The sequence below is a fragment of the Fodinibius sp. genome, assembly GCF_034521915.1.
Taxonomy (GTDB): domain Bacteria; phylum Bacteroidota; class Rhodothermia; order Balneolales; family Balneolaceae; genus Fodinibius.
The window spans coordinates 1-23862 of the sequence record NZ_JAXHLU010000016.1; the positions used below are offsets into that span (position 1 = coordinate 1).

Consider the following 23862-nt stretch of genomic DNA (forward strand, 5'->3'; position numbering starts at 1 on the left):
TTGTTGCCGGATTTCTGGGCTCATTTCTGCCCGTGTTGCCCGGCACGCCCATTACCTACTGCGGATTGTTAGTGCTGCAGTTGGCCTCTCAGCCATTTACCGCCACCTTTCTTATTGTGTGGGCGCTTATTGTCGGTGCGATTATGCTGCTGGATAACGTGATTCCCGCCTACGGCACAAAAAAATTCGGCGGTTCAGCTTACGGTATCTGGGGTAGTTTGGTAGGATTGTTTATCGGGGTCTTTTTCTTTCCACCTTTCGGCATGATTATCGGACCGCTTGCTGGCGCGTTTGCGGGAGAGCTCGTCGGTGGAAAAACCTCGGATCGTGCGCTGAGATCTGCCCTTGGATCATTCGCCGGACTGCTGGTCAATACGGTGATGAAAGTGATCGCCAGCGGAGTGATGGGGTATTATTTTGTAGTGAATGTGTTCTAAATCATCAGTAGGTGTCATCCGGAACTTGCCGGAACCCGATTTTCTGGATTTCAGGAACTGTCACCTTCAGCAGAAGGAAAGAATTGTTTTTTTTGGAGGTTTACTAATCCTTTGAATCAAATTTTGCTTACGCCAGTAACATGATCGGGATATATCTGAAGCAAACCGTATGCTGTTTGTAGGGTTACGAATGTTAAAGTATGCACGCCTCATTGACCTCAATCCAGTAGCCATCGGGATCGGGGAAATAGACTTGGCGAATGCCGTCGGCCCGGGTGGTAATACTTTCGGGTTTACCCTTTGAATTATGAGGAGTAACGCCGTGTGATTTCAGCTGATCGATAAAAGCGTCAATATCAGACAGCTTAAGGGCCAGATGTACGCCAACGTTGGTCTGTATTTGTTCCGTTGGTCCCTCTACCACGTGGAGTTCACAACCGTTGCCCAGGGAAAACCACCGGATATGGGGCTTTTCCGTACGATTTTTAATTTCATTCAGACCGAGCACATCGCTATAGAAAGAAGCACTTGTTTTAAGATCCGCTACTTTAATGGTGTAGTGATCAAAAGATAAGTCAGGCATAATAGAGATGAATATCTTTGAGTATTAAAAGCAATAACAATCTTATTCAGGTTTCTGAAAAATAATTACCCGGTCAGCGGGAAAATCGACCGAGGCATTCCAGTGATCGGCCAGCCAGCGAAAGGTCTCTTTGGTATAAAAAGTAACGTGTGTGATATCCAGCCGGTAATGCCAGTCGGCAAAGAAATCGATGTCGTCTTCTGCAATTTTGGTCATAATGCCCAGGTAGCCGCCGGGACGCAGGCATCCCCACAGCCGATCTAATTCTTGGCCCGGATTAAACAGGTGCTCAACAACTTCGGTGGCAGTAATAAAATCATAGGTTTCCTCAAATACAGAAGGATCATCATCATAAAACGAGTCGTAAATGCGCATCTGGTGCCCGGCTTCCTCAAACATAATATTGAGCGTGGGACCCGGACCCGACCCGAAATCGAGTCCATAGCTTTCCGGTTCCAGCAAGTTATTTAAGGGATCAAAAAGCTGGCTCAGAAAATTGCGATAGCCTTCGTCTTCGGGATCGTTTTCATGCGTTTCGTAGCGGGCAAATTCTTCATTGCGGTCGGGGCGATCTTTGGGCGGGGCAAAAATAAGTCGGCAATTTTGGCACTGGTAGTAATCTGAGGCATAGTGTTCGGAAGTGTCCTCATAGAAATGTGTAATGTCAGAACTGTTGCAAAGTATGCAGGTGTCGGGTAACAAGGGGCAGAATGTTGTTTTAACTGTTGAAATTTTAAACTAAAGATACAAAAATTGCAGTTGGGATGAGGTTACAGACCTCGTATTTTTAGCTAAATTACCGGGAAAGAAAATCTCAGCACAGTGAAAATAGAGATAGCCAATTTATATAACGACCTTTCTAATAGTATCGCCCATCTAAAAGAGGATAAGTCTCCCATTCAAGGTGCAAGATCAATAGTTGATAAGGCACTCAACCGCGATGAGCCGATGTATGGTATTAATACCGGCTTTGGGGCTCTAGCTAATAAGCGAGTGAGTGGTGAAAAGCTCAAGCAGCTGCAGCGTAATTTAGTGCTATCGCATTCGGTGGGCGTTGGAGAACTTATCCCTAAAGATATTTCACGGTTAATGCTACAGCTTAAAATCCATGCGTTGGGATTGGGCAACTCCGGAATCTCTGAAGAAACCTTCGACCGGCTCATTTACTTTTCCGATCACAACCTGATACCCGCCATGCCTGAAAAAGGGAGCGTGGGCGCATCGGGCGATCTGGCTCCACTGGCTCATATGTCGCTTCCGCTGCTGGGATACGGATTATTTTGGAATGAGGAAGGCACCGACACTATTGCCGCCGAAGAAGTCTTGAACGAGCATGACCTGGAACCTATCGATCTACAGCCGAAGGATGGCTTGTCGCTGATCAATGGTACGCAGCAGATGGGAGCGTATGGAGCTTATGTGCTCGAGAAATCAATCAGTTTGTTGAAGAGCGCTGATTTGATTGCGGCGATGAGTTTGGAGGCGCTACAGGGAAGTATCAAGCCGTTTGATGAGCGCATTCACGAAATTCGTCCACATAAAGGACAGCAGGAAGTGGCCCAAAATGTGCGCAATCTGCTGGTTGAGAGCGAAATTTTGGAATCGCACCGCGATTGTGGGAAAGTACAGGATCCGTACTGTCTGCGCTGTGTGCCTCAGGTGCATGGCGCCAGCCGCGATGGTTTGCGCTATTGCCAAAAAACAGTTGAAACAGAGTTGAATTCGGTAACGGATAACCCGCTGGTTTTTGAAAACGGGGATATCATCAGCGGGGGAAATTTCCACGGTCAGCCGCTGGCATTGGCACTTGATCACGCAAAGATTGCGCTGGCAGAACTGGCCAGTATTTCTGAGCGACGAACATATTTGCTGCTCGAAGGTCATGATGGATTGCCGGAATTGCTAATGGAGGAGACAGGTATCAACTCTGGATTTATGATTCCGCAATACACTTCGGCGTCATTGGTATCAGAAAATAAGGTGCTGTGTCACCCTTCGTCGGTGGACTCTATTCCCACCAGTCTCGGACAGGAAGATCACGTAAGTATGGGCAGTATCAGCGCGTTGAAGCTGCTGGAAGTGTATCAAAATGTGGAGCAGGTGCTGGCGATTGAGTTATTTACGGCGGCGCAGGCGCTTGACTTTCGCAAGCCGCTAAGGCCGGGTAAGGGTGTAGAGATTGCCCATAAATTTATTCGCGATGCTATACCGCATGCCGAGGAGGATCATTATTTTAAGGATGACATCAGCAAGGCGGTAGAGTTGCTGGAGAACCGAAGTATGGTTGAGGAAGTAGAAACGAAGCTTGCACAACTGTCGTAAATAACTAAGTAAAAAAGGATACGGATCACCGTATCATTTTAAGATTAGTGCACCACCTTCAAATCCTCAAAATCAATATGTAGATTAACCGGCCGTGGAAAGGAAATTATATAGGCATCTTCGTGAAAGTCGGTCATGATTTGCTGGATGTTTGACGCATCACTGAATTCGGTTAAGACGCCAATTAAAACCTCGTAATACTGTTTTCGCTTGATGATGAAAATCTTTTCTTCGACATCTTGTAGGGAGTTATCCAGTCGATCTATTGCATAATTTCTAACCCGTTGCGCAATCGGCAAGTGATAGGTGGCAAATATTTGCACGTAATGTCCGGCCGGGAGGAGCTCAGCCAAACCGGTTTTCTGGTCTACTGTAATGGGATTAATTTGTCCCTGTATTTTGGAAAGAGCCATTTCAAGATCAGCTAACCGTAGCTCGAGTCGGTCCATACGAATTTTCAGAGAATCAATTTCTGATCTATTTTTGTCGATAGCAATATCGAATTGTTGATGGTTTTCCTTGTTTTGCTTGTCTATTTCATCAACTTTGTTACTCAATGCCTTAATACGATCGCCCTGTGCCATGATAGCCGTATAATCCGAACGGCTTAAATCCATTGGGAACGGTTTCCATGATGGATGAATAGCATTCGGCTTTCCAAAGTTAATACGAATGCCTCCGGTCAGTGAATTAATTAGATCAGATCCCCAGCCTTCGGTTTCGTTATCCATTTCATTTGATCCAATATGAAAATCGTAGTGAGTAAACAGATCTATGGTATTCGATATTTTATATGCGATCCCGGCTCCAAGATTATAGCTTGAGTTATGGTAATAAATTTTCTCATTGGGATTTCGGTAGTTATACAGGTCGTATCCCACACCGGCCGTTAAAAAGGGATTTATGCGCTCGGTAATTAAGTTAATTAACAGCAGTTGATTGAGATTAATAATATTTTTAAATGAGATCATATTCATCTGCGTCTCAAAAGGGGTATCTAACCCTTTAATATTCGTCCGTTGATAACCGAGTTCGAGTGACCAAGCCGGAGTTAAGGCATATTGAAGGGCGCCTCCAAATGAGTAAGTGTCTTTTGTATTTGTGCTGAAATTACTCGACAAGAAGTATTCGTTTCTATTGGTATCTCCCAGACTTGCACCACCGTTAAAAGTGAGGCTGAAATTTCGAAATTCATATCCGGGATAATTTTGCGAATAACCTAAGATTGGAATAAAAGCTATGATGAATAGAAATAGGAACCTCTTGCTGATTAAATAAGTCATAATATTCTCACTCCTTAAAAGCCGCTTATAATATTTTTGTGTTACCCTCTCTTTGTTATATAACAAACTATAATAGATAAGCTACATAGAAAGCGAGATATAGTCATGTTTGAATCTTCTAATAAATGGGACTATTTGTTATTATCATGACAGTGATTTAGAAATAAAAAATTTGGCTAACGAATCAGAAAAATATGCCTGTATTAACAAACATCGGGTTTTTAGCAACTTGTAAAGATGAAGGGCAGCAGGGGGAGATCCATCCAATAAAAGAGGCGGCTATTGCCTGGCAAAATGATACCATTTCGTGGGTAGGGCAGGAATCGGATCTACCTTCAGAATTTAAGAATGAAGATGCGTTTGATGCCGATGGGAAAATGGTGGTTCCCGGTCTCATTGATTGTCACACGCATCTTGCATTTGGGGGATGGCGTCCCAATGAGTTTGCGATGCGCGTGCAGGGTAAAAGCTATCTCGAAATTGCTAAAGCAGGTGGTGGAATCCTGTCGACGGTTAGGGAGACACGAAAGGCCAGTGAAGATGAACTCTATGAAAAAGCATCCGGATTTTTAAAAGAAATGGCTAAGCTTGGGGTTACCACCGTTGAGTGCAAGAGTGGCTATGGGTTGTCGGTGGAGGATGAGCTAAAAACGCTGCGCGTATATCAACGATTGGGCGAAGATCAACCGATGCATATTATTCCCACTTTTTTGGGAGCACATACGATACCCCCGGAATACAAAGATAATCGTCAGGCGTATATCGATTTGGTGATTGAGGAGATGATCCCGAGGGTGGCCGAGGAAGGTGTAGCTGAGTTTTGCGATATTTTTACCGAGGAGTCTGCTTTTACGATTGATGAGTCGCGACGTATTCTTAGGACTGCAAAAGCAGCGGGACTAACGCCCAAGCTGCATGCCGATCAGCTAACCTCGTGTGGAGGAGCTGAACTGGCCGCGGAGCTGGAGGCTGCCAGTGCGGATCACCTCGAAAAGATCTCGGATAAAGGAATCGAGGCTATGGCAGAAGCCGGTGTTGTAGGCGTGACGCTGCCGCTGGCATCTCTCTATACGCAGGAGGAGTTTTTGGATTGTCGCCGATTGGTTGAAGGCGGTGTAGATGTGGCGGTGGCTACGGATTTTAATCCCGGCTCGGCGCCCAGCTATGATCTTCCGCTGGCAATGATGTTGACCTGTAATCTGGGACGACTTAGTCCTGCAGAAGTGCTAAAGGGAGCTACAATCTATGCAGCCAAGGCGATTAATAGGGATGTTAACCTTGGGTCTATCGAAAAAGGAAAATCTGCTGATTTTGCAATTATTGATGCTCCCGATCCCGACTTTTGGATGTATCATTACAAGGGGGCGAATTGTACAGGAGCCTTTGGGAAAGGAGAGAAAATATATTAATGCTTAAACCCTGAAAGGGTTCAGAACCCTTTCAGGGTTTAAAGACCAATCCTAATCCCGAATACCCTGTCTATCGGTTCTTTATTGGGATGAGCAGGCCGGTGCACCTTCGCCGGCGCTGTTGTTGTACTGATCGACAAAATTTTCCAGCAGTTCTGGCATTCGTCCCACATCTTGATTCTTGTCTTTGGCCTTGCCCATCATACTTCGGGTGTTGTTAATAATATCACACGCCTTGTCGAAATTGGCAACTTCTAAATAGGCTTCGAATAGCCAGCGATAAGAGTGGAAGTCGCGGTTTTTGAGCGGACGATCGGTCTTTGTTTGCCAGTCCACGGAGGCCTGCCAAGCGCTTATATTCGACTTGATAACGCGATCCCACATTTCGAGTTGTTTGTAAATATGGCTGGGCATGTGAATGGCATGGGATGAGGAATAAGCGACATTCGCATAGTCGTGGGCGGGACGTAAGCCGAGTTCGGCAAATTTCTCATTATCATACAAGTGGATCAGGTAGTGCATGCCCCCGGGATGCTCGGGATTTCGCTGGTAAAGTTGCTCGAGTTTTGAAGCGATAGGAACTACATCACGCACATCGGGATTGCTATAATTATGGCTGGGAACGGTCATCGATGCCAAGGCCGCAAATGCCAGCGTTTCGTCACTGGGATATTGTTTATACAGCTGTTTCATCGCCTGTGCATATTTTTTCCGACGTTCATCCATACTGAGCTCATTATTATAGAGAATACGAATAGCCTCGATGTACGCCTGTTTACGACCCGACCATTTAATATCTTCGTTTTTAATTTCCCGATCCAGCTGTTGTAATACTTTAAGGCCGGCTTCTTGGTTATGCTGTTTCCAGATCGGATGGTCGTGGGTCATCGCTTCACCCCAATAAGCCATGGCAAAATGGGGGTCCAGTTCCCGCGCCCGCTGAAAGTGCGTACGAGCTTCGGGATACCAGAAACTGTGTAGCGCCAGTACTCCCGTCAGAAATTCTTGCTGGGCTTTGCCGCTTGCAGACGTAGGAAAATTGATAGAGCCCAGGGAGAGATCCTCGGGACTCGTGGATTGCTGCTGGGCAGTTGCGCTGCTGAATCCCAAAAATAACAGTGTGCAAAGTACAGTGGGAAAGAAGCCGGAATTAGATAAATGCATGACTGAATATGTTGAATAGAAAAAGTGTATTGTTTAAGGTAAAATAATTTTAACCAGATGAACACAAAAAACATTGACCAACAACGCCTAACAGGTTTTATGTTTGTATCCCTAAAAAAACAGTGATTTATTCGTCACATTTTGGTAGTGGGTGATCGCAATTTGTTGTAATATCGGGTTTGATTGTGTATGAAAGTGATCAATAAAAGTTATGATTGTACATACAATATGCAATTAACCTAAAAGAGGAGAGTATTATGGCACCCAAAACAATGAGAAAGATGAAGAACGCTGTTGCTTGGTTTGAAATTCCTGCCAAGAAATTGAGCAGAGCAAAGAAGTTCTATGAGTCTATCTTTGATATTAAGATGGAAGATATGGAGATGGATAATGATCTGAAGATGACCATGTTTCCTGTTCAGGAAGGAGGAGTGGGTGGAGCAATATGTGAACACAAGGAGTTTTATAAACCCAGCCATAAAGGTACACTCGTATATATCAGTGCTAATCCAGATCTACAAAAAGTCTTAGATAAAGTACAAGAAAGTGGTGGTAATGTGCTTCAGAAAAAGACCCTAATAACCGATGACTATGGTTATATGGCTATTATCGAGGATACAGAAGGTAATCGCATAGCCCTACATTCTGAGCATTAGTTAACAAAAGTAAATTGCTGAGTATAAAAAATGCTGCCGGCAAAAAGTTGGCAGCATTTTTTTGTTAAAGAAATAGTATCGTTAGTATTAACGGAATCATTAGCTATAAGAACGTTTGTTGTGATTACTACGATACTCTTTTTCGTTGCTGGACTTTTATCACTAATTGGCGGAGCCGAACTGCTGGTCCGTGGTGCATCCGCGCTGGCTGGTCGCTTGGGTATGACCCCACTCGTTATTGGATTAACGGTGGTAGCTTTTGGTACCAGCGCTCCGGAACTTGCCATCAGTTTGCAGTCGGGGATTGCCGGAGAAGATGCTCTGCTGTTAGGCAATGTGATTGGCAGCAATATTTTTAATGTGCTGTTTATCTTAGGGATCTCAGCTATACTTGCTCCATTAATCATATCAAAGAATCTAATTAAGCTTGATGTTCCACTGATGATTGGGGCTTCAATCCTGCTTTATTTTTTCGCTTGGAATGGAGCAATAAGCCCGGTTGAAGGGGGGATCCTGTTTATTTCCCTATTAACATATATTGGGTTTTTGATTTATGACGCTCGAAAACAGCACAATGCCCAATTAAAAGATGAAAATACCCAAACCGACGCATCAAAAAGTCGCTATTGGCTTTGGGATGTAGGATTTGTTTTTGCCGGCTTTGTCCTCTTAGTAATTGGAGCCCGATGGCTGGTTAACGGTGCCGTAACTTTTGCTGAATATCTGGGAGTGAGCAGTCTTGTTATTGGTTTAACGATCGTTGCCGCAGGAACCTCTCTGCCCGAGATTGCCACATCGATACTGGCAAGTATAAAAGGAGAACGTGATTTAGCCGTCGGTAATATCGTGGGCAGCAATTTATTTAATATTATGTGCATAATTGGTTTAACCGCCATAGTGCTGCCCGGTGGCATCGCGGTGCAGCCGGGGGTAGTTGGATTTGATATCCCCGTGATGATTGCAGCCTCTCTTGTATGTTTGCCTATTTTTATTACGGGCAGTTTGATCAGCCGCTGGGAGGGTATCTTCTTCTTGGGATACTATATTGCTTTTACGGTATATTTGGTTTTAACAGCTACCGAACATCATTTGCTGCCTTATTTTAATGCTGCTATGGGATGGTTTGTATTGCCCATGACATTAATTACGGGGCTTTTTATGTTGGTCAGAGAATGGAAAAACGGAACAAAGGTTTCTTAAAATGTCACTATTAAAAGAAGTATCTATAAATATCCCTAAAACAGCAGATAACGATCCGAGAATTGGTCAATTAATTGAATCGAATCTCGGAAAGAATGATACGCCCCGGGCAGTTATTATTGGTTTCCCATCGGATAAAGGGGTAACCATAAATGGAGGTCGTGCTGGCGCTGCGGATGCCCCCGAGGTTATTCGGGAGCTGTTATATAAGCTCACGCCCAATCCGGATAACTATAGTACCTTTGTAGATTTAATTGGTGCCACCAAAGATATAGGGGATATAAATATTCGTTACGAAGTGGAGGAGGATCAGCGAAATCTGGGTAAGGTTGTAGCAAGATGTTTAGAGCAGGGAACAATTCCCATTATACTCGGCGGTGGTCACGAAACTGCTTTTGGTCATTTTTTGGGATATGCTGAAGCAGGGTTAAAAACAGCAATCTTTAATTTAGATGCTCATACAGACGTGCGTCCCCTAAAAGATGGGCAAGCGCATTCCGGATCGCCTTTTCGCCAGGCTATAGAGCATGAAAACGATTGTGAAATGTATTTGGTAGCGGGATTGCAACCCCAATCTGTAGCACAATCTCATCTGCAGTATATAAAAGAGAGCGGCGGCGAATATATGTTAAGAGATGAAACCAATATCACCTCCATTTCGGGATTATTTCATCAACACGAGAGCGAGCGGTTGATGGTCACTTTTGATATGGATGCCGTTGATCAGTCTCAGGCGCCGGGCGTAAGTGCCCCTTGCGTAAATGGTTTGCCTTCCGATTTATGGTTGACCGCCGCGTATTTGGCCGGACGAAACGAGCAGGTCACCTCCTTTGATTTGTCGGAAGTAAATCCGCGTCACGACCGTGATACGCAAACGGCAAAGCTGGCTGCGGTCACGATCTGGAATTTTTTGCTGGGATTAAGCGAGCGGGAATAGAACACGTAGAATAAATTTATGTCTTAGATAAGGTCCCCGGAGTTTTGGAAATTCCGGAGACCTACTTATTCATCTTTGAATGGAACCTTTGGTTAGGGATAATCGGTTTGTACTTATCTCTCAGATGATCCCAATCATATAAAAGATTTTCATGTACACATTACGGCAAGAGCAGATCCTGAATATTTCTGCGGAAGAACTATGGCAATTTATATCCCATCCGGCAAATCTTAATACAATTACTCCTCCGGAACTCGACTTTACGATCATCAGCGACATTCCGGATAAGATGTATAATGGTTTGCTGGTAGAATATGATGTAAAACTACCTTTGTTAGGACATTCGGAATGGGTAACCGAAATTAAGCATATTGTTCCGGGCAAAGAGTTTGTCGATGAGCAGCGGATAGGCCCGTACCGATTTTGGTATCACCACCATAAAATTGAGGAGATGGAATCGGGAGTAAGGATGATTGATGAGGTAAATTACGTGCCTCCTTACGGGATACTGGGTAGAATTGTGAATAAATTGCTGATCAGAAATAAGCTGCGGGATATTTTTGAATACCGAAAGCAGGTGCTGAATAAGCGTTATAATGAAAATTAAAAACGCTGTGTCATGCTGAACTTGTTTCAGCATCTATAATTTATGATGCTGGAATAAGTTTTTTCATTATCACGGATAAATCCGGGGACTAAATGATATTGGAAGCTCGTTTAAACGAGCTTATTATTATTTTAGCCTGCTGATTCATCTTCAGGCTATTACGGCCTAATTTTAATATCAATTTTTTCCGTGGGATCCTGCTCTTGGTTGCGAATTGCAAGCTGCTGAATCACATTGTTGGAGAGTTCTACAAATTTTTGAGCTGATTTCGTTTGCATATCCCCCAAAACAATAGGTTTGCCTTCATCACTGCTTTCGCGCACTTTTTGCTCCAGCGGGATTTCGCCAAGAAAATTCGCCCCCATGCGCTTAGCTAAATTGCGAACACCGTGTTTGCCAAAGATGTAATATTTCTTTTCCGGCATATCCTCGGGAATGAAGTACGCCATATTTTCAACCATGCCTAATACAGGCACATTTACTTTTTTGAACATAGCCACTCCTTTTCGGGCATCATCAAGCGCAACATCTTGTGGGGTAGATACGATAACAGCACCGGTCAACGGAACGGTCTGTACCAGTGTCAATTGAATATCGCCCGTTCCGGGAGGGAGATCGAGTACCATATAATCCAGCTCGCCCCACTCCACCTCGTTCATAAATTGTTTGACCGCACTTGTTACCATCGGTCCGCGCCAGATCATCGCCTGGTCGGGATCAACAAGCATGCCCATCGATAGAAAGCGGACGCCGTATTTTTCTTTGGGGATGAGTTTCTTTTGGGTTGTTATATTGGGTCGGCCGTGAGCATCCATCATGGTAGGAATGCTGGGACCGTAGATATCAGTATCTAGTAAGCCAACTTTGGCGCCGGTGCGTGCCAATCCACAAGCGAGGTTTACGGCTACGGTAGATTTCCCAACGCCGCCCTTGCCCGACGCAACTGCGATAATATTCTTAACGCCTGAAAGGACTTCCTCATCCTGATCTTGCTGCTGCTCTTTTTTCTTTCGATGATCTTGTCCCGGGAATTCGCCCTTGTCCTCGTTATTTCGAAACTTTGAGATATTTACGGCCGTCGTTATATCAAGAACAGCATCTTTATCCACGAATTTACGAATCGCATCTTCGCACATATCCTTAAGCTTGGATTCCAGCTTAGGATCTTTTTCAGGAAGATCAATTGTGAAGGTGATAAACGAATCTTGAACAATGATATCCTCGATCATATCAAGGGTGACCAGATCTTTTTCCATCTCAGGATGCATCACGTGGGTAAGTGCTGTACGTACTTGTTGCTTATTAATGGCCATTGAGGTAAAAGGGTTCTGTTTGGGCTAAATTTTTCAGTCCTGAAAGATAAGGATTAAATCACAGATGTTAAACGGTTTCTATGGTAAAAGAATTCGGTTTCAAGGGAGGGATATTATGCGGATTGGTCGATTTAACATCTCGTTCCGATGCTCGGCGTCGGAACGTAAACAACAGCCTGACGATGAATCATCAGGCTAAATGAAGGTACCGTAAGTCCGCTTAAGCGGACTTGATAAATAGTAGTTAGACCACGGATTTATCCGTGGGATTAGGTTTATTGAAATATTAATGGGAGGTGAAGTTGCAACGCTGAGCGAAGAGTGTAATTTGCGTTCTATTTTATTCTCTATTCTATTGCGAAATCCGTATTTTGGTCGACTGGAAATTGATGTGTAATACAGTAAAGCTATCATCAGCCAAAAGAAGTCTGGAATCGCACTAAAACAAAAGTAATCGATGTTAAAACGAACGCCCTTTTACGATATCCACGAACAAGCCGGAGCAAAGATCATAGACTTTGGCGGATTTGATATGCCTGTGCAGTACGACAGTATTCGCAAAGAACACAATGCCGTGCGCGAAAAAGTGGGGATGTTTGACGTATCGCACATGGGCGAATTTTACGTGACGGGTGATGAGTCACTGGATTTGATTCAGCATGTGACGATTAACGACGCCTCAAAATTAGTGTCCGGGAAAGCACAGTATTCGGCTATGTGTTACGAAGATGGCGGTATCGTTGATGACCTTTTGGTATATATGCTGGGAGAGAATGAATATATCCTGGTGGTGAATGCATCCAATATCGAGAAAGATTTTGAGTGGATTGCCGAGAACAATTCGTTTGATGCGGAGCTGACTAATCTGTCTGATGATACGTGTTTGCTAGCCGTGCAGGGACCTAAATCCGTGGAAACCCTGCAGAAGCTTACCGATACAGACCTTTCGTCCATCAAGTTCTATACTTTCGAACTGGGCACTTTGGCCGGTTATGAAGATGTGACCCTTTCGGCTACCGGTTACACCGGTGAAAAGGGGTTTGAGCTCTATTTCAATAAGGATCATGTGGATCCTGAAGCGATCTGGAATGCAATTATGGAAGCCGGGGAAGAATTCGGTATTGAACCCTGCGGGCTCGGTGCCAGGGACACCCTTCGCTTGGAAAAGGGATTTGCGCTTTATGGCAATGATATCACAAAAGATACGCATCCGCTCGAAGCACGAATGGGCTGGCTCACCAAGTTAGACAAAGGCGACTTTATAGGTCGTGATGCGCTTGTTAAGGCCAAGGAAGAAGGACTTTCACGAAAATTGGTGGGCCTTACTATTGATGATAAGCGTTCTATCCCGCGCAAGGGATACGCGATTTTTGATGAGGAGGATAATGAGATAGGTTTTGTAACCAGCGGCTCTCGCTCTATCACGCTGGGTACTAATATTGCTATGGGATATGTGGATATTAACCACGGTGATGAGGGATCATCAGTTTTTGTAGAGATCCGAAACAAAAAAGCCGAGGCTGCAGTAACAAAGCCACCATTTGTAAAATAAAAAGTGGTTGCAGAAGGGAATAGTTACTAATATATCAACTGGGATAAACAGAGATTACGACATTATTATTTATAGCATATGATAAATCAAATTGATGTGTTTTCGTCGGCTCACTCTTTTAAGGAAGAAGATATTCGTGATAAAATAGTGGTGATGATTGATGTATTGCGGGCCAGTTCAACGATGGTTACGGCATTGCAAAATGGTGCAAAAGGCGTTATTGCGGTTGAGGATATGGACGATGCCAGCAAAATTTCGCATAACCTGGATGCGGAAAGCTTTTTGATGAGTGGCGAAAAAAATGGAATAACCATTGATGGATATGATCTGGGGAATTCGCCGCTGGAACATACCAGGGAAGTGGTAAATGGCAAGACGATCATCCTCAATACCACGAATGGCACAAAAGCAATTCGGCGTTGCAGTTTGGCCGACCAAATTATTGTAGGTTCTTTTTTAAACCTGAATGCCATCGTTAAACATTTGCAGAATCTTAATGAGGAGGTGTTGCTGGTGTGTGCGGGGTGGCGTGGCCGACTTTCGCTGGAGGATATACTTTGTGCCGGGAATATTATTTACGAACTTTGTGAAGGTGATTTACCAAATGAGGCCAGAGACGGAGCAAAAGTTGCTTTTGGTCTTTATGAAAAATTTAGTGATGATATAGAAACAAGCATCAAATCATCGAATTATGCGGTACGGCTCAAGGATATTGTAAGTGAAAAGGATCTTGAATATTGCTGTCAACGCAGTATTACGGATATATTACCGGCACTTAATGAAGGAATCATTACAGATATAAATGGCTAAGAAAAGTAGTTCAGATAGTTTTTTGGGAGGCCTTTCGGAATCCCGAAAAATGGAAATACTGGGAATTTTGGTGATGGCCGTCGGCGGCCTGCTTGGGTTTAGTATAGTTACCTATAACCCGGCAGATTATACGCTTATCCAATCGCTGTCAACCGATAGTTTATTTGCGCTTGATCAGGGTCCGGCCCTCCGCATCCAAAATGGGTTGGGTGTTGTTGGAGCTTATTTAGCGCACTTTTTTGTCCACCTGCTGTTTGGATATATGAGTATCATTATGCCGCTTATCATTGTAGGATACGGGTGGTTTATTTTCAGAAATCGAGATATAGGTCTAATGCTGTGGCCTACGGCATATGGCATTTGGAGTATGGTATTGTTGTCGACTATTTTGGGATGGCTGAATACCAATTATGAATGGGTTGAGTCGGTATGGAATGGCTCGGCCGGGTTTTATATAGCGCGGATCCTGCAAAATATTACGGGTATTGGTTCAATTATTATCCTGTCGGTATTGCTGCTAACTACCTTGCTGGCACTGCTCGATCGCGATCTCCAGAACACGGTAGAGCGAGTAAAAGAATGGATTGAAAATATTAAAGCTTCGTATGCAGACTGGAAGGAACGTCGCCGCCAGAAAAAAGAGGAGAAAAGAAAACAGAAACAGCAGGAAGCTGAGCAAAAAGAGATTGAAAAGCAGCGGCAGGCTGAACAGCAGATGCGGAAGAAATCGCAGCAATCAGAGCAACGGCAGGCCAAGACCCAGACAGAAACGAAGGCGGAACCTGAAGAAGAGGAGCCGGAACCCCGTTCTATTGATGATATTGTAGAGGAATCACAGAAGCGCGATCGTGAGCGAATGCGTAAGCAAAAAGAAGAAGTGAAGTCACTTGATCAGCGTCCGCGTGCCGATATTGAAAAGAAGAAGATTGCCGAAGAAGAGGAAGACGATGTCGATATTTCGGTGTATGTGGGTGAAGGGGATGAGCAGGCCGATGAGAAAGAGTTGGATGAGCAGAATAAGGGTAAAGCCAAAGAAGTACCCAAGGTTCGCTACAAGTTCCCGACGATAGATCTGCTTGATTCGCCACCGAATGAAGGTAATGATGTTGATCTTGAGGAGATCAAGGAAAACAAACGCATCATCCTCGATAAGCTGAAAACGGCACAATATTGAAATTCGCAGCATCAATGCCATTGTCGGTCCCACGGTTACGCTTTATGAGCTTGATCCCGCACCGGATGTCAAAATCAGTAAGATAGAGAGCTATGCCAACGATTTGAAAATGGCTACAGCGGCGAAAGGATTGCGTATTATGGCTCCCATTCCCGGCCGATCGGCTGTAGGAATTGAGGTACCCAACGGATCGCGCGAAATAGTGTTTATTAAGTCGGTCATCAATACGAAGAAATTTGTGGAAAGTGATTATGAGCTGCCGGTGGCATTTGGGAAGACCATCGAGAACGAAGTGTTTATGGTGGATCTGACGAAGATGCCGCACTTGCTTATTGCCGGTGCTACGGGATCGGGTAAAACGGTGGGGATTAATACGATTATTACGTGTCTGCTGTATAAGTGCCACCCCGATGATCTGAAATTTGTGATGATTGATCCCAAGAAGATTGAGCTGTCGCTGTTTCAGAAAATTGAAAAACACTTTTTAGCTACGCTGCCCGGCGCGGAAGAACCCATTATTACGGATACTTCTGCGGCGAAGGAAACGCTCGAGAGCCTGACTAAAGAGATGGACGAGCGCTACGACTTGCTCAAGGATGGTATGGTTCGTGATATTCGGGCTTATAACGAAAAGTTTGATAACGGTGAGCTTGATGAGGACGAAGGGCACCGCCATCTGCCTTATATTGTAGTGCTCATTGATGAGCTGGCTGATTTAATGATGACAGCCGGCAAAGAAATTGAGGAGCCGATTGCCCGTCTTGCGCAGCTGGCCCGTGCGGTAGGTATTCACTTGGTGGTGGCAACACAGCGCCCGTCGGTGAATGTGGTTACCGGAACGATAAAGGCTAACTTCCCCGCACGTATTGCTTACCAGGTGGCTTCAAAAGTGGATTCCCGTACAATTCTTGATACCGGCGGTGCCGACCAGCTTATTGGTCGCGGTGATATGTTATTTACCAACGGTGGCGGCATGACCCGGATCCAAAATGCTTTTGTATCGACCGAAGAGGTAGAAAAGATTACTGATTTCATTGGAAACCAACGGGGATACAATAATAAGTACGAATTGCCTGTTTTAGAAGATGAAACCTCATCAAGTGGTGATATTCCTGATCCACTTGAGGATATTGATGAACTTTTTGAAGCGGCGGCCAAAGTTATTGTATTGCATCAGCAGGGATCGGTGTCACTGCTGCAGCGTAAACTTAAAATTGGCTATAATCGTGCCGGTCGAATTGTTGATCAGCTCTATAACGCCGGCATTGTTGGTCCTTATCAGGGCAGTACGGCGCGTGACGTGTTAGTTGACGATGAAGAAGAATTAGAAGAATTATTAGATGATCTGGAAGAATTTGAACGATAGTTTAAGTGTATTTCTTATTGTATTAGTTATTGGTTTGGGGTTGCCTTCGTTGGCTCTGGGACAGCAGACCTATTTTTCAGACTTAAAACAGACATTTGAAGAGGGATCTATTTTTAAGGCTGAATTTTATCATCAAACCGTAGACTCTTACACCCAGGATACTGTTGCCAGCAGTGGACGTATTTGGGTTGGAGCTCAAAAGTATAGGGTGGAGGCCGATAATAAATCAGTGGTAGTGGATGGACAGACCTCTAAGGTGTATGATGAGGATAGGAACCGGGTTATCATTAGTAAATACGAGCCGGAAGATGACGATTTCGCCCCCTCGAGAATCTTGAATGGTGTTGATTCAACATTTACGGTTCAGACCCAGGAAAAGCGACAGGGCGAAATTTATATATTATTGTCTTCTGATGATCCCTTTGCGATATATCAGAAAGTCGAAATATATCTTTCAAATAGTCTGGTACCGAAAAAGATTGAAGCTGTTGATCCGGCCGATAATGTCATTACCACCACCTTTACTGACGGCGAATTTATGGAACCGGAGGAAGCAATGTTTAAGCTCAGCTATCCCGAGAGTGCCGAAATAGTGGACATGCGAAACTAACATATTGTTAGAAGTTAATGTATAAAAAAGTAATTAAGATCGGGCTCGCACTATCGCTGGGAGCCCTTTTTCTGTGGTTGGCTTTTCGAAATGTGCGGCTGCAAGAAGTGTGGGAATATTCGAAGAATATCCAGTTTGGATGGTTATTACCTTTCGCAATTACGGCGCTGTCCAGTCATATTTTTAGAGCAGAACGCTGGCGCCTTTTTATTGAAAAGGACAAGGAAGAGCTTGACCGCATCACCTTGATTTCGGGGGTATTGGTTGGATACATGATGAATCTCGTTGGTCCGCGTTTTGGAGAGGTTTCCCGTCCGGTGTATGTGGGTAAAAAGGAGGGATTGAGCAGTTCTAAATTGATGGGCACAATCGTATTGGAGCGTGTCATTGATGTTGCCGTGATGGCATTTCTGATGGTGGTGGTGTCGGTGTATGTTATTGCCGACCTGAATTTGCTCCGACAGATATTTGGGGATGAAACTATTAATTTTCTCACGAATGAGTCGAGCTTGCTTACCTATTTATGGGTTGCGTTTTTGCTGGCAGCTGTTATCGGTATCGGCTTATTGTTGATCAAGCTTGTAGTCTATCTTGGCTCCAGGTTTGAAGTTCTGCGGAGGTGGATTTTCAAGGCTAAAAGGGCCTACATTATGTTTAAGAATGGACTGCTGGCAGCACGCGATGTAGAACGGTGGTGGTTATTTATTCTTTATACCGTTTTAATCTGGTTTTGCTACACCTTGATGACCTATATTCCATTCTGGATGTTTGATATGCAGGAGGCTTATAATCTGGATATGCTGGATGCACTTGTGATTACCGTTATTTCTGCCATCGGTATTGCTATTCCGTCGCCTGGTGGATTGGGCACCTATCATTATTTTGTAAAACAGTCGCTATTGGTATTATTTGCCGTACCCGCGGTTACCGGTATTGCTTATGCAACGGTTACTCACGGAGTAATGGTGCTATTTGTTTCAAGTATAACGCCTATATTTTTGTTTATTGATAAGCTTCGATCGACCAAGGCGGGAGAGCCGGTTGTTTAACTTTATCCTAAGGATATTTTCAGGACATTTTTGCTACAAGTTGGGCTTTGTTGCAATTCTCTCATTCTTTTTTCGTTATTCGAAACAGACCGACCAGAACCGGGTATAAAATTGCCTTAATTGAGACATTAATCGTTGCTAAAAAATTAGTACCTTTAACACTGATTTTAGAGCATCATAGCAGTAAAATTTTTATGAAAGGGATATCAGCAATAGCATTTATTATCGTAACAGTTTTGGCGGCTAATCCCATAGCTGCACAACAGCAGCAGGATGCTGAATCGTCTATGCTGCCGGAGATCGATCCACAAGACATTGAAATACGCAGTCAGTTTCAGGCGCGGTTTCCCGGATTGCGCCGACAGCCCATCCTGGGTTTTGATCCCAATCCACGAGTCTATCAGATTGATCCCAATCGGATGCCCTTTATGGAAACCCCTGAGCAGGTTGTTGCCAATCTTCCGGTAAGTGAGCTGTCTCGTCCCAATCCACCGGCCTACATGGTATATCCCTATTCTTCGGTACAAAACGTATTTAGTCGGATTGGCTTTGGAAGTTATGTGACTCCCGAATCACAATTTTGGGGTGTAAAGCGCCTCAATAACAAAAGTTACATCGGCGGCGATTTTGACTACTCTTCCTCTGATGGACACCTGGATAACCAAAACAGTAGCTTTCGCTTTTTTGATGCCAACGCAGAATACGCAACGAAACTAAGTGAAAAAAGTCAGCTTTCGGTAAATGGGGGATTCAAAACCAGTTTTAATAACATGTTTGATTTGCCTGCTACTACTATACCGGATGGTGCTCGAAAAGAGTATAATGGCATTAATTTAGGAGCCGAGTTTCGTCATTTTAAAAATGCTATTACCGGCTGGAAAGCAGATGCTAACATTCGGTATTACAATATTGATCTAAAAAATGCGGATGCATTGACAGGGAAGAGTGAGGAGCGGGTGTATAATGTTTCTGTAGCCAAACGATGGGCCGGTGGAAATACCGACGAGACTTTTACTGTAAAAGCAGGGGCAAAGGGTGGAAATTATGAAAATGCCATAGCACAAGATTCCTGGCTCACCGCCCAGGGTGGAGTGGTGTATGAGCGCCAGTTTAATTATGCTACCGATATTAAGGTAGATGCCAGCGTCTATTATGCGCAAAATAATATTGATGATAAGATATATTTGGGTCCGGAAGTTAAAGTAGAACATCCACTGCTGGATATGCTGACATTAAAAGTTACGGCCGGAGCCCAGCCCTATGTAAAAACATTGGAGCAGCGACACACAGAGAACCGATTTTTAACGGTGGAGAATACACTCCGGCATACCTATCGGATGTACGGGAAAGGAGAAGCCAGTGTAGAATATGCGGATCAGGGGGAGTTTAGCTTTGGATTGCAATACGAGGATATGTCGGACTATCCGATTTTTTTGCGCTCTGATAACGGGCAACCTGGAAATCCAGTTGTATGAATTTTATGAGATACAGTATCGGGATGCTTATAAAGTATCTGCCTATGCGAGCGTAGCGCATCAAATTATTCCCGAGAAATTACGAGTGAATGGTAAAGTTTACTTGCGTTCTCCCAAACTTAAAGGTGGTGGACGTATTCCGTTTGAGGAAAAAATAGGAGTTAACTCTGGCCTCACAGTGCAGCCTTTTGATAGAATTACTTTCGAAGCATGGGCTGATTATGTAGGTTCACGAAGAACCTTTCAAACGAATGAAAAGCTGGATAGCTTTATATTACTTGGGGGTCAGTTGGATGTGGAGGTTACAGAACGATTTGGAGCCTATATAAAATTGGTGAATATCTTAAATCAGGATTACGAAGTTTGGCAAGGGTATAATGAGCGACCGTTTCAGGCATATGGCGGGGTAACAGTAAAATTATAATGGCGATGGATAAAGAGTTTATCAAAGCTTTTTCTGAGGTTATACGTGAAGAGATAGCCCGGAAAAATGATGTATATCTCGAAGGCGTTGGGCGATTCGAATTTGAACATCAAAAACAATTTCAAAAACAGTTTGACAGCGGCCGGGTTGTGATGATGCCGCCCAAGGATACCATCACTTTTATTCCGGAAAACTAACTGGGGATATGACTATCGATAAGGAACAACTGATATCACTTCTTGAAGAAAAAACGGGACTGGAGCGCGAAAAGGTTGAGACGCAGCTCTCAGAATTGATAAGCCGAATACAAAAGGCGGCTAAGGAGGATAAAACGTTTGAAGTTGAAGGGTTCGGTACTTTTAGTATGGAGGAGGGAAGCCTGCAGTTTGAGCCCGGCGATATCCTCGAAACCGAAATCAACAACAAGTATGCGGGGATGAAACCCATAGAGCTTATTGGCGCGTTTAAGGAGCCCGAAAGTGAGGAGGAAGTTCCCGATGTGGATATGGCTGAGTCTGAGCCCGGTGGAGTAGATTCAGAGAATAAGTGGGCTTTTGATTCTGATGTTACCGAAGGAGAGAAAGAAGAACAGGAAACAGAAGAAATTGAGGCTGAACCTGAGCCGGAGTACGAAGAGCCTGAAACGGAGAAGGTCACAGAATCAGAAGATATAGAAGAGGATCAACAAGAAGCAGAAGAAGTTTTTGATGCTGTTTTTGGTACAACAGGTGAAGAACCGAAAGAAACGGAAACCCAAGAAGTTCCTGAGCCCAGAGAGCCTGTTGCAGAAACGAAAAATGAAAAGCAGGGAGATACTATTGGAACTGTTATAGTTGCTGTGGTAGTAATATTGATTGTAGGAATTGGCGGATGGATGATTTATGACTTTGGTTTTTCCGGGACAAGCAGTACTGAAATGTCAACGACATCGCCCCAACCCACAGAAACGGTAGACCCTGCTGATGGCAATACACAATCAGAAGAACAACTTGGTCAAGATGAAGAGGTCGTGGAACCTGAGCAGCCCTCAGCAGTATCAACAGAGGAAGAAGATACGGGCACAGAATCGCCCAACCAGCAGCAAGATCGTTATGGATTGATGGGGGAACCCAATCAAGCTATTGCCAATGGTTATACTATTGTAGTCCATTCTCTGCGCGATCGGCAGCAAGCAGAGCAAAATCGTCAGCAACTACAGGAGGCTGGTTATCGGGCCTTGATAAGTCAGGCTCAAGTAGAGGGAACCACCTACTATCGTGTGGGTATTGGCCAGTTTGAAACGGTCAGTGATGCTCAACAGGCGATTGATGATGCCCCGGAACGGTACCGAGACAATAATTTCATAAAAAGAATTCAATAATAGACTCGTAACTATATAAAATTATGCAAGCGTTATTCTTTTTGTTTTTACAAGCCCAGACTGATACTACAGCCGCTGATACACTAAGTATGGCTGCACAACAGGAACAAATGTCGATGTTAGAACTGCTGGCTGAAGGCGGGGTGCTGATGATCCCGTTATTTATCCTGTCGATTGTAGCCATATATGTTATTGCCGAGCGCTGGCGCTCGTTAAATAATGCGCGAATAGAAATCGACGGTTTCCTGCGAACCGTTGAAAGCATGTTAAAAGATGGTGATCGTCAACGTGCGCTAACTTATTGCGATGGCATAGATAAGCCTTTGGCGCGTATCCTCAAGGCAGGTATCCGCAGGCTGGGGCGACCTATACGAGATATTGAGGATGCCATCGGTAATGCGGGTAAGAAAGAGATTTATCATTTGGAAAAACGGATGAATTGGCTGGCTACCATAGCCGGTGTCGCTCCGCTAGTTGGATTTACGGGAACGGTTACCGGTATGATTGAGGCTTTCATGGATATACAATCGCTTCAGGGAAATGTGAACCCAAGTGTGTTGGCCGGTGGTATTTGGGAGGCGTTAATTACAACGGCAACCGGATTGATCGTAGGTATTATTGCCTATGGATTTTACAACTTCTTGTTGGGCAAAATCAACCGCATGGTTCACGAGCTGGAAAATGCATCAGCAGACTTTATTGACTTGCTGCAGGCACCATCAAACAAGAAAGAAAAAGAGCGTGAGAAGGTAGGATAATGGACTTTAGAAAAGATGATGACCGAATGGAGCCTCTGACGCTGTTTTCACAGTCGTCGCTGACAGATATCGTATTGTTGCTCCTGATTTTCTTCCTGTTGACCTCATCGTTTGTCACCAACTTTGGGATCAAGGTGGATATTCCCGAAGGCGGAAACCGGTGCACAGACGGAGGCCCAGTTTATTACCGTTGCTGTAACCAAGGATGGGCAATTTTATGTTGATGGAGAGCCAACCAGCAGCGGCATGCTGGCCTCGGCGCTTCGAAAAGCCAAAGGAAACAAAACGCAGGCTACCCTTGTTTTAAGAGCAGATAAGGATGCGATTATCGATAATGCGGTGCGCGTAATGAATATTGCCAAGGCGCTGGATTTAAGGATTGTGATGGCAACAGAGCAGGCATCCAGGTAAGGTGGAAATAAAATTTTATGGAGCAACCTGTATTTAATAACGAAGAAGATCGATTTGCCCTTGCTGTTACGGGAGGGAGTACACGTAGCTCTGGTTATTGTTTTTTTACTTTATACCTTCTCGATCGAGTCGAATGTACGTCCCTCTTATATTGAGGTGGAGTTTGGAGAGTTCCAGACGGGAACGCCTGCAGAATACGCCGAGCAGCAAGCTGAGCAGGTAGCCACGCGTCCCAATCCTTCTGAGACAAAACCTGATAACCCGGAGCCCGAAGAACCGAAACCGGTTGAAGAGCAGCAGGAGTCCACAGAAGAAACAACAAAACCGGTAGATGCGCCCGATCAAAAAGAAGAAATTGAGGAAGAACCGATCGAAACACCGGAAACGGATAAGGTAGATCCGCAGGAGGAGGCCGAAACCGATGAGCCTAAAGAGGTAACTATTCCTCCTAAAACAGAGGAAGACGAAGTGCAACAAGAGGGCGCTGAAAACAGTGGCGATGAGCAGGGAAATACCGGAGAACTTAATGCCGATCAGGGGACCGGTAATGAGCAGGAGAAATCGGCACCGTATGAACTTAACTGGGAGGGTGATATTGAGAGGACTGCAATGGTACAACCGCTGCCCGATAATACGACCGATGCCGAAGCAACAATAACTATTCGATTTGAGGTAAAGCCGGACGGTTCTATCGGACGGATTGTGCCGCTCAAAAAAATGAATCCGGAATTGGAACGTGAAGTAATGAAAACATTGAGCAACTGGCGTTTTAGAAAACTTCCGGCAGGTGTACCACAGCAATCGCAGTATGGTACTGTTACCTTCCGATTTGTATTAGAATAAGCAGTTGCTTTAGTATTACGTTGGGGTATTAAGCTAAGATCTAGAGTTTAAGAAAGAGATTCCTTTAAGCATCAAAAAAATTAATAAATTGAACGGATGCTGTTCGGTTTTGTTCAGTT

General features: G+C 44.4%; 25 protein-coding genes and 1 pseudogene. 21 read left to right on the forward strand and 5 right to left on the reverse strand.

The features are described 5' to 3' along the window. A partial coding sequence (locus tag U5J89_RS11165) for a DUF456 domain-containing protein (protein WP_322575714.1) occupies positions 1 to 437 on the forward strand: 437 nt, incomplete at its 5' end. Between the two features lie 193 nt (positions 438 to 630). On the opposite strand, the gene U5J89_RS11170 is transcribed toward U5J89_RS11165, so the two are convergent. Both U5J89_RS11170 and U5J89_RS11175 read right to left on the reverse strand, forming a co-directional pair. Then, on the reverse strand, positions 631 to 1020 hold the full coding sequence (locus U5J89_RS11170) for a VOC family protein (protein ID WP_322575715.1): 390 nt from the start codon (positions 1018 to 1020) through the stop codon (positions 631 to 633). Positions 1021 to 1062: 42 nt separating this feature from the next. Further along, the gene (locus tag U5J89_RS11175) at positions 1063 to 1722 is read right to left on the reverse strand and encodes a class I SAM-dependent methyltransferase (protein ID WP_322575716.1); all 660 of its coding nucleotides are present in this window, start codon (positions 1720 to 1722) and stop codon (positions 1063 to 1065) included. A 120-nt stretch (positions 1723 to 1842) separates the two neighbouring features. On the opposite strand from U5J89_RS11175, the gene hutH reads away from it, so the two are divergent. Continuing rightward, positions 1843 to 3342: a histidine ammonia-lyase gene (gene hutH, locus U5J89_RS11180; RefSeq protein WP_322575717.1), complete on the forward strand. Its 1500-nt coding sequence runs from the start codon at positions 1843 to 1845 to the stop codon at positions 3340 to 3342. Positions 3343 to 3386: 44 nt separating this feature from the next. Here hutH and U5J89_RS11185 read toward each other — a convergent pair whose 3' ends face one another. After that, positions 3387 to 4625 (reverse strand): hypothetical protein, encoded by a 1239-nt coding sequence (locus tag U5J89_RS11185; RefSeq protein WP_322575718.1) that lies wholly within the window; start codon positions 4623 to 4625, stop codon positions 3387 to 3389. 194 nt (positions 4626 to 4819) lie between these two features. Here U5J89_RS11185 and hutI point away from each other — a divergent pair, with 194 nt between their 5' ends. Further along, positions 4820 to 6034 carry an imidazolonepropionase gene (hutI, locus tag U5J89_RS11190; RefSeq protein WP_322575719.1) on the forward strand — a complete coding sequence of 405 codons (1215 nt, stop codon included), beginning with the start codon at positions 4820 to 4822 and terminating at the stop codon, positions 6032 to 6034. An 81-nt stretch (positions 6035 to 6115) separates the two neighbouring features. Here the strand turns inward: hutI and U5J89_RS11195 are convergent, their stop codons facing one another. Beyond that, positions 6116 to 7198 (reverse strand): hypothetical protein, encoded by a 1083-nt coding sequence (locus U5J89_RS11195; RefSeq protein ID WP_322575720.1) that lies wholly within the window; start codon positions 7196 to 7198, stop codon positions 6116 to 6118. A gap of 257 nt (positions 7199 to 7455) precedes the next feature. Here U5J89_RS11195 and U5J89_RS11200 point away from each other — a divergent pair, with 257 nt between their 5' ends. The 4 genes from U5J89_RS11200 to U5J89_RS11215 all read left to right on the forward strand — a co-directional run bounded on the left by U5J89_RS11200 (position 7456) and on the right by U5J89_RS11215 (position 10598). Beyond that, positions 7456 to 7854, forward strand: coding sequence for a VOC family protein (locus U5J89_RS11200; RefSeq protein WP_322575721.1), 399 nt, complete (start codon positions 7456 to 7458; stop codon positions 7852 to 7854). Between the two features lie 120 nt (positions 7855 to 7974). Next, complete coding sequence (locus tag U5J89_RS11205) at positions 7975 to 9054, forward strand: calcium/sodium antiporter (RefSeq protein WP_322575722.1); 1080 nt, start codon at positions 7975 to 7977, stop codon at positions 9052 to 9054. A 1-nt stretch (position 9055) separates the two neighbouring features. After that, positions 9056 to 9991 (forward strand): formimidoylglutamase, encoded by a 936-nt coding sequence (locus tag U5J89_RS11210; RefSeq protein ID WP_322575723.1) that lies wholly within the window; start codon positions 9056 to 9058, stop codon positions 9989 to 9991. A gap of 151 nt (positions 9992 to 10142) precedes the next feature. Beyond that, on the forward strand, positions 10143 to 10598 hold the full coding sequence (locus U5J89_RS11215; protein WP_322575724.1) for an SRPBCC family protein: 456 nt from the start codon (positions 10143 to 10145) through the stop codon (positions 10596 to 10598). 158 nt (positions 10599 to 10756) lie between these two features. Here the strand turns inward: U5J89_RS11215 and U5J89_RS11220 are convergent, their stop codons facing one another. Beyond that, positions 10757 to 11911 carry an Mrp/NBP35 family ATP-binding protein gene (locus tag U5J89_RS11220; RefSeq protein ID WP_322575725.1) on the reverse strand — a complete coding sequence of 385 codons (1155 nt, stop codon included), beginning with the start codon at positions 11909 to 11911 and terminating at the stop codon, positions 10757 to 10759. A 457-nt stretch (positions 11912 to 12368) separates the two neighbouring features. Here U5J89_RS11220 and gcvT point away from each other — a divergent pair, with 457 nt between their 5' ends. The 14 genes and pseudogenes from gcvT to U5J89_RS11290 all read left to right on the forward strand — a co-directional run bounded on the left by gcvT (position 12369) and on the right by U5J89_RS11290 (position 23743). Further along, positions 12369 to 13463: a glycine cleavage system aminomethyltransferase GcvT gene (gene gcvT / locus U5J89_RS11225; protein ID WP_322575726.1), complete on the forward strand. Its 1095-nt coding sequence runs from the start codon at positions 12369 to 12371 to the stop codon at positions 13461 to 13463. Positions 13464 to 13541: 78 nt separating this feature from the next. Then, complete coding sequence (locus U5J89_RS11230; protein ID WP_322575727.1) at positions 13542 to 14273, forward strand: 2-phosphosulfolactate phosphatase; 732 nt, start codon at positions 13542 to 13544, stop codon at positions 14271 to 14273. Next, positions 14266 to 15447 (forward strand): DNA translocase FtsK 4TM domain-containing protein, encoded by a 1182-nt coding sequence (locus tag U5J89_RS11235; RefSeq protein WP_322575728.1) that lies wholly within the window; start codon positions 14266 to 14268, stop codon positions 15445 to 15447. The genes U5J89_RS11230 and U5J89_RS11235 overlap by 8 nt, the downstream gene beginning before the upstream one ends. Before the next feature lie 19 nt (positions 15448 to 15466). Continuing rightward, positions 15467 to 16813 carry a DNA translocase FtsK gene (locus U5J89_RS11240; protein ID WP_322575956.1) on the forward strand — a complete coding sequence of 449 codons (1347 nt, stop codon included), beginning with the start codon at positions 15467 to 15469 and terminating at the stop codon, positions 16811 to 16813. Beyond that, complete coding sequence (locus U5J89_RS11245) at positions 16788 to 17423, forward strand: outer membrane lipoprotein carrier protein LolA (protein WP_322575729.1); 636 nt, start codon at positions 16788 to 16790, stop codon at positions 17421 to 17423. The genes U5J89_RS11240 and U5J89_RS11245 overlap by 26 nt, the downstream gene beginning before the upstream one ends. Positions 17424 to 17440: 17 nt before the next feature. Then, positions 17441 to 18472, forward strand: coding sequence for a lysylphosphatidylglycerol synthase transmembrane domain-containing protein (locus U5J89_RS11250; protein WP_322575730.1), 1032 nt, complete (start codon positions 17441 to 17443; stop codon positions 18470 to 18472). A 194-nt stretch (positions 18473 to 18666) separates the two neighbouring features. Continuing rightward, on the forward strand, positions 18667 to 19947 hold the full coding sequence (locus tag U5J89_RS11255; protein WP_322575731.1) for a hypothetical protein: 1281 nt from the start codon (positions 18667 to 18669) through the stop codon (positions 19945 to 19947). Further along, positions 19940 to 20371 carry a hypothetical protein gene (locus tag U5J89_RS11260; protein WP_322575732.1) on the forward strand — a complete coding sequence of 144 codons (432 nt, stop codon included), beginning with the start codon at positions 19940 to 19942 and terminating at the stop codon, positions 20369 to 20371. The genes U5J89_RS11255 and U5J89_RS11260 overlap by 8 nt, the downstream gene beginning before the upstream one ends. A 5-nt stretch (positions 20372 to 20376) precedes the next feature. Then, on the forward strand, positions 20377 to 20568 hold the full coding sequence (locus tag U5J89_RS11265; protein ID WP_322575733.1) for an HU family DNA-binding protein: 192 nt from the start codon (positions 20377 to 20379) through the stop codon (positions 20566 to 20568). 8 nt (positions 20569 to 20576) lie between these two features. Further along, a complete protein-coding gene (locus U5J89_RS11270; RefSeq protein WP_322575734.1) occupies positions 20577 to 21731 on the forward strand; it encodes an SPOR domain-containing protein in 1155 nt (384 codons plus the stop codon). 23 nt (positions 21732 to 21754) lie between these two features. Beyond that, a complete protein-coding gene (locus U5J89_RS11275; protein WP_322575735.1) occupies positions 21755 to 22489 on the forward strand; it encodes a MotA/TolQ/ExbB proton channel family protein in 735 nt (244 codons plus the stop codon). 26 nt (positions 22490 to 22515) lie between these two features. Continuing rightward, a pseudogene (locus U5J89_RS11280) lies at positions 22516 to 22590 on the forward strand (biopolymer transporter ExbD); the annotation flags it as partial. Positions 22591 to 22600: 10 nt separating this feature from the next. Continuing rightward, entirely contained in the window at positions 22601 to 22900 is a 300-nt protein-coding gene (locus tag U5J89_RS11285) for a biopolymer transporter ExbD (protein WP_322575736.1), read from the forward strand. A gap of 54 nt (positions 22901 to 22954) precedes the next feature. After that, on the forward strand, positions 22955 to 23743 hold the full coding sequence (locus U5J89_RS11290) for an energy transducer TonB family protein (RefSeq protein WP_322575737.1): 789 nt from the start codon (positions 22955 to 22957) through the stop codon (positions 23741 to 23743). Positions 23744 to 23862: the final 119 nt, after the last annotated feature.

Bases quoted from the DNA above. Each gene is read 5' to 3' on its own strand.
- U5J89_RS11215 (WP_322575724.1), top strand. From the start codon at position 10,143: ATGTACACATTACGGCAAGAGCAGATCCTGAATATTTCTGCGGAAGAA.
- U5J89_RS11275 (WP_322575735.1), top strand. From the start codon at position 21,755: ATGCAAGCGTTATTCTTTTTGTTTTTACAAGCCCAGACTGATACTACA.
- U5J89_RS11220 (WP_322575725.1), bottom strand. From the start codon at position 11,911: ATGGCCATTAATAAGCAACAAGTACGTACAGCACTTACCCACGTGATG.
- gcvT (WP_322575726.1), top strand. From the start codon at position 12,369: ATGTTAAAACGAACGCCCTTTTACGATATCCACGAACAAGCCGGAGCA.
- U5J89_RS11185 (WP_322575718.1), bottom strand. From the start codon at position 4,625: ATGACTTATTTAATCAGCAAGAGGTTCCTATTTCTATTCATCATAGCT.
- U5J89_RS11200 (WP_322575721.1), top strand. From the start codon at position 7,456: ATGGCACCCAAAACAATGAGAAAGATGAAGAACGCTGTTGCTTGGTTT.
- U5J89_RS11255 (WP_322575731.1), top strand. From the start codon at position 18,667: ATGAAAGGGATATCAGCAATAGCATTTATTATCGTAACAGTTTTGGCG.
- U5J89_RS11265 (WP_322575733.1), top strand. From the start codon at position 20,377: ATGGATAAAGAGTTTATCAAAGCTTTTTCTGAGGTTATACGTGAAGAG.
- U5J89_RS11210 (WP_322575723.1), top strand. From the start codon at position 9,056: ATGTCACTATTAAAAGAAGTATCTATAAATATCCCTAAAACAGCAGAT.
- U5J89_RS11245 (WP_322575729.1), top strand. From the start codon at position 16,788: ATGATCTGGAAGAATTTGAACGATAGTTTAAGTGTATTTCTTATTGTA.
- U5J89_RS11230 (WP_322575727.1), top strand. From the start codon at position 13,542: ATGATAAATCAAATTGATGTGTTTTCGTCGGCTCACTCTTTTAAGGAA.
- U5J89_RS11270 (WP_322575734.1), top strand. From the start codon at position 20,577: ATGACTATCGATAAGGAACAACTGATATCACTTCTTGAAGAAAAAACG.
- hutI (WP_322575719.1), top strand. From the start codon at position 4,820: ATGCCTGTATTAACAAACATCGGGTTTTTAGCAACTTGTAAAGATGAA.
- U5J89_RS11195 (WP_322575720.1), bottom strand. From the start codon at position 7,198: ATGCATTTATCTAATTCCGGCTTCTTTCCCACTGTACTTTGCACACTG.
- U5J89_RS11170 (WP_322575715.1), bottom strand. From the start codon at position 1,020: ATGCCTGACTTATCTTTTGATCACTACACCATTAAAGTAGCGGATCTT.
- U5J89_RS11250 (WP_322575730.1), top strand. From the start codon at position 17,441: ATGTATAAAAAAGTAATTAAGATCGGGCTCGCACTATCGCTGGGAGCC.
- U5J89_RS11235 (WP_322575728.1), top strand. From the start codon at position 14,266: ATGGCTAAGAAAAGTAGTTCAGATAGTTTTTTGGGAGGCCTTTCGGAA.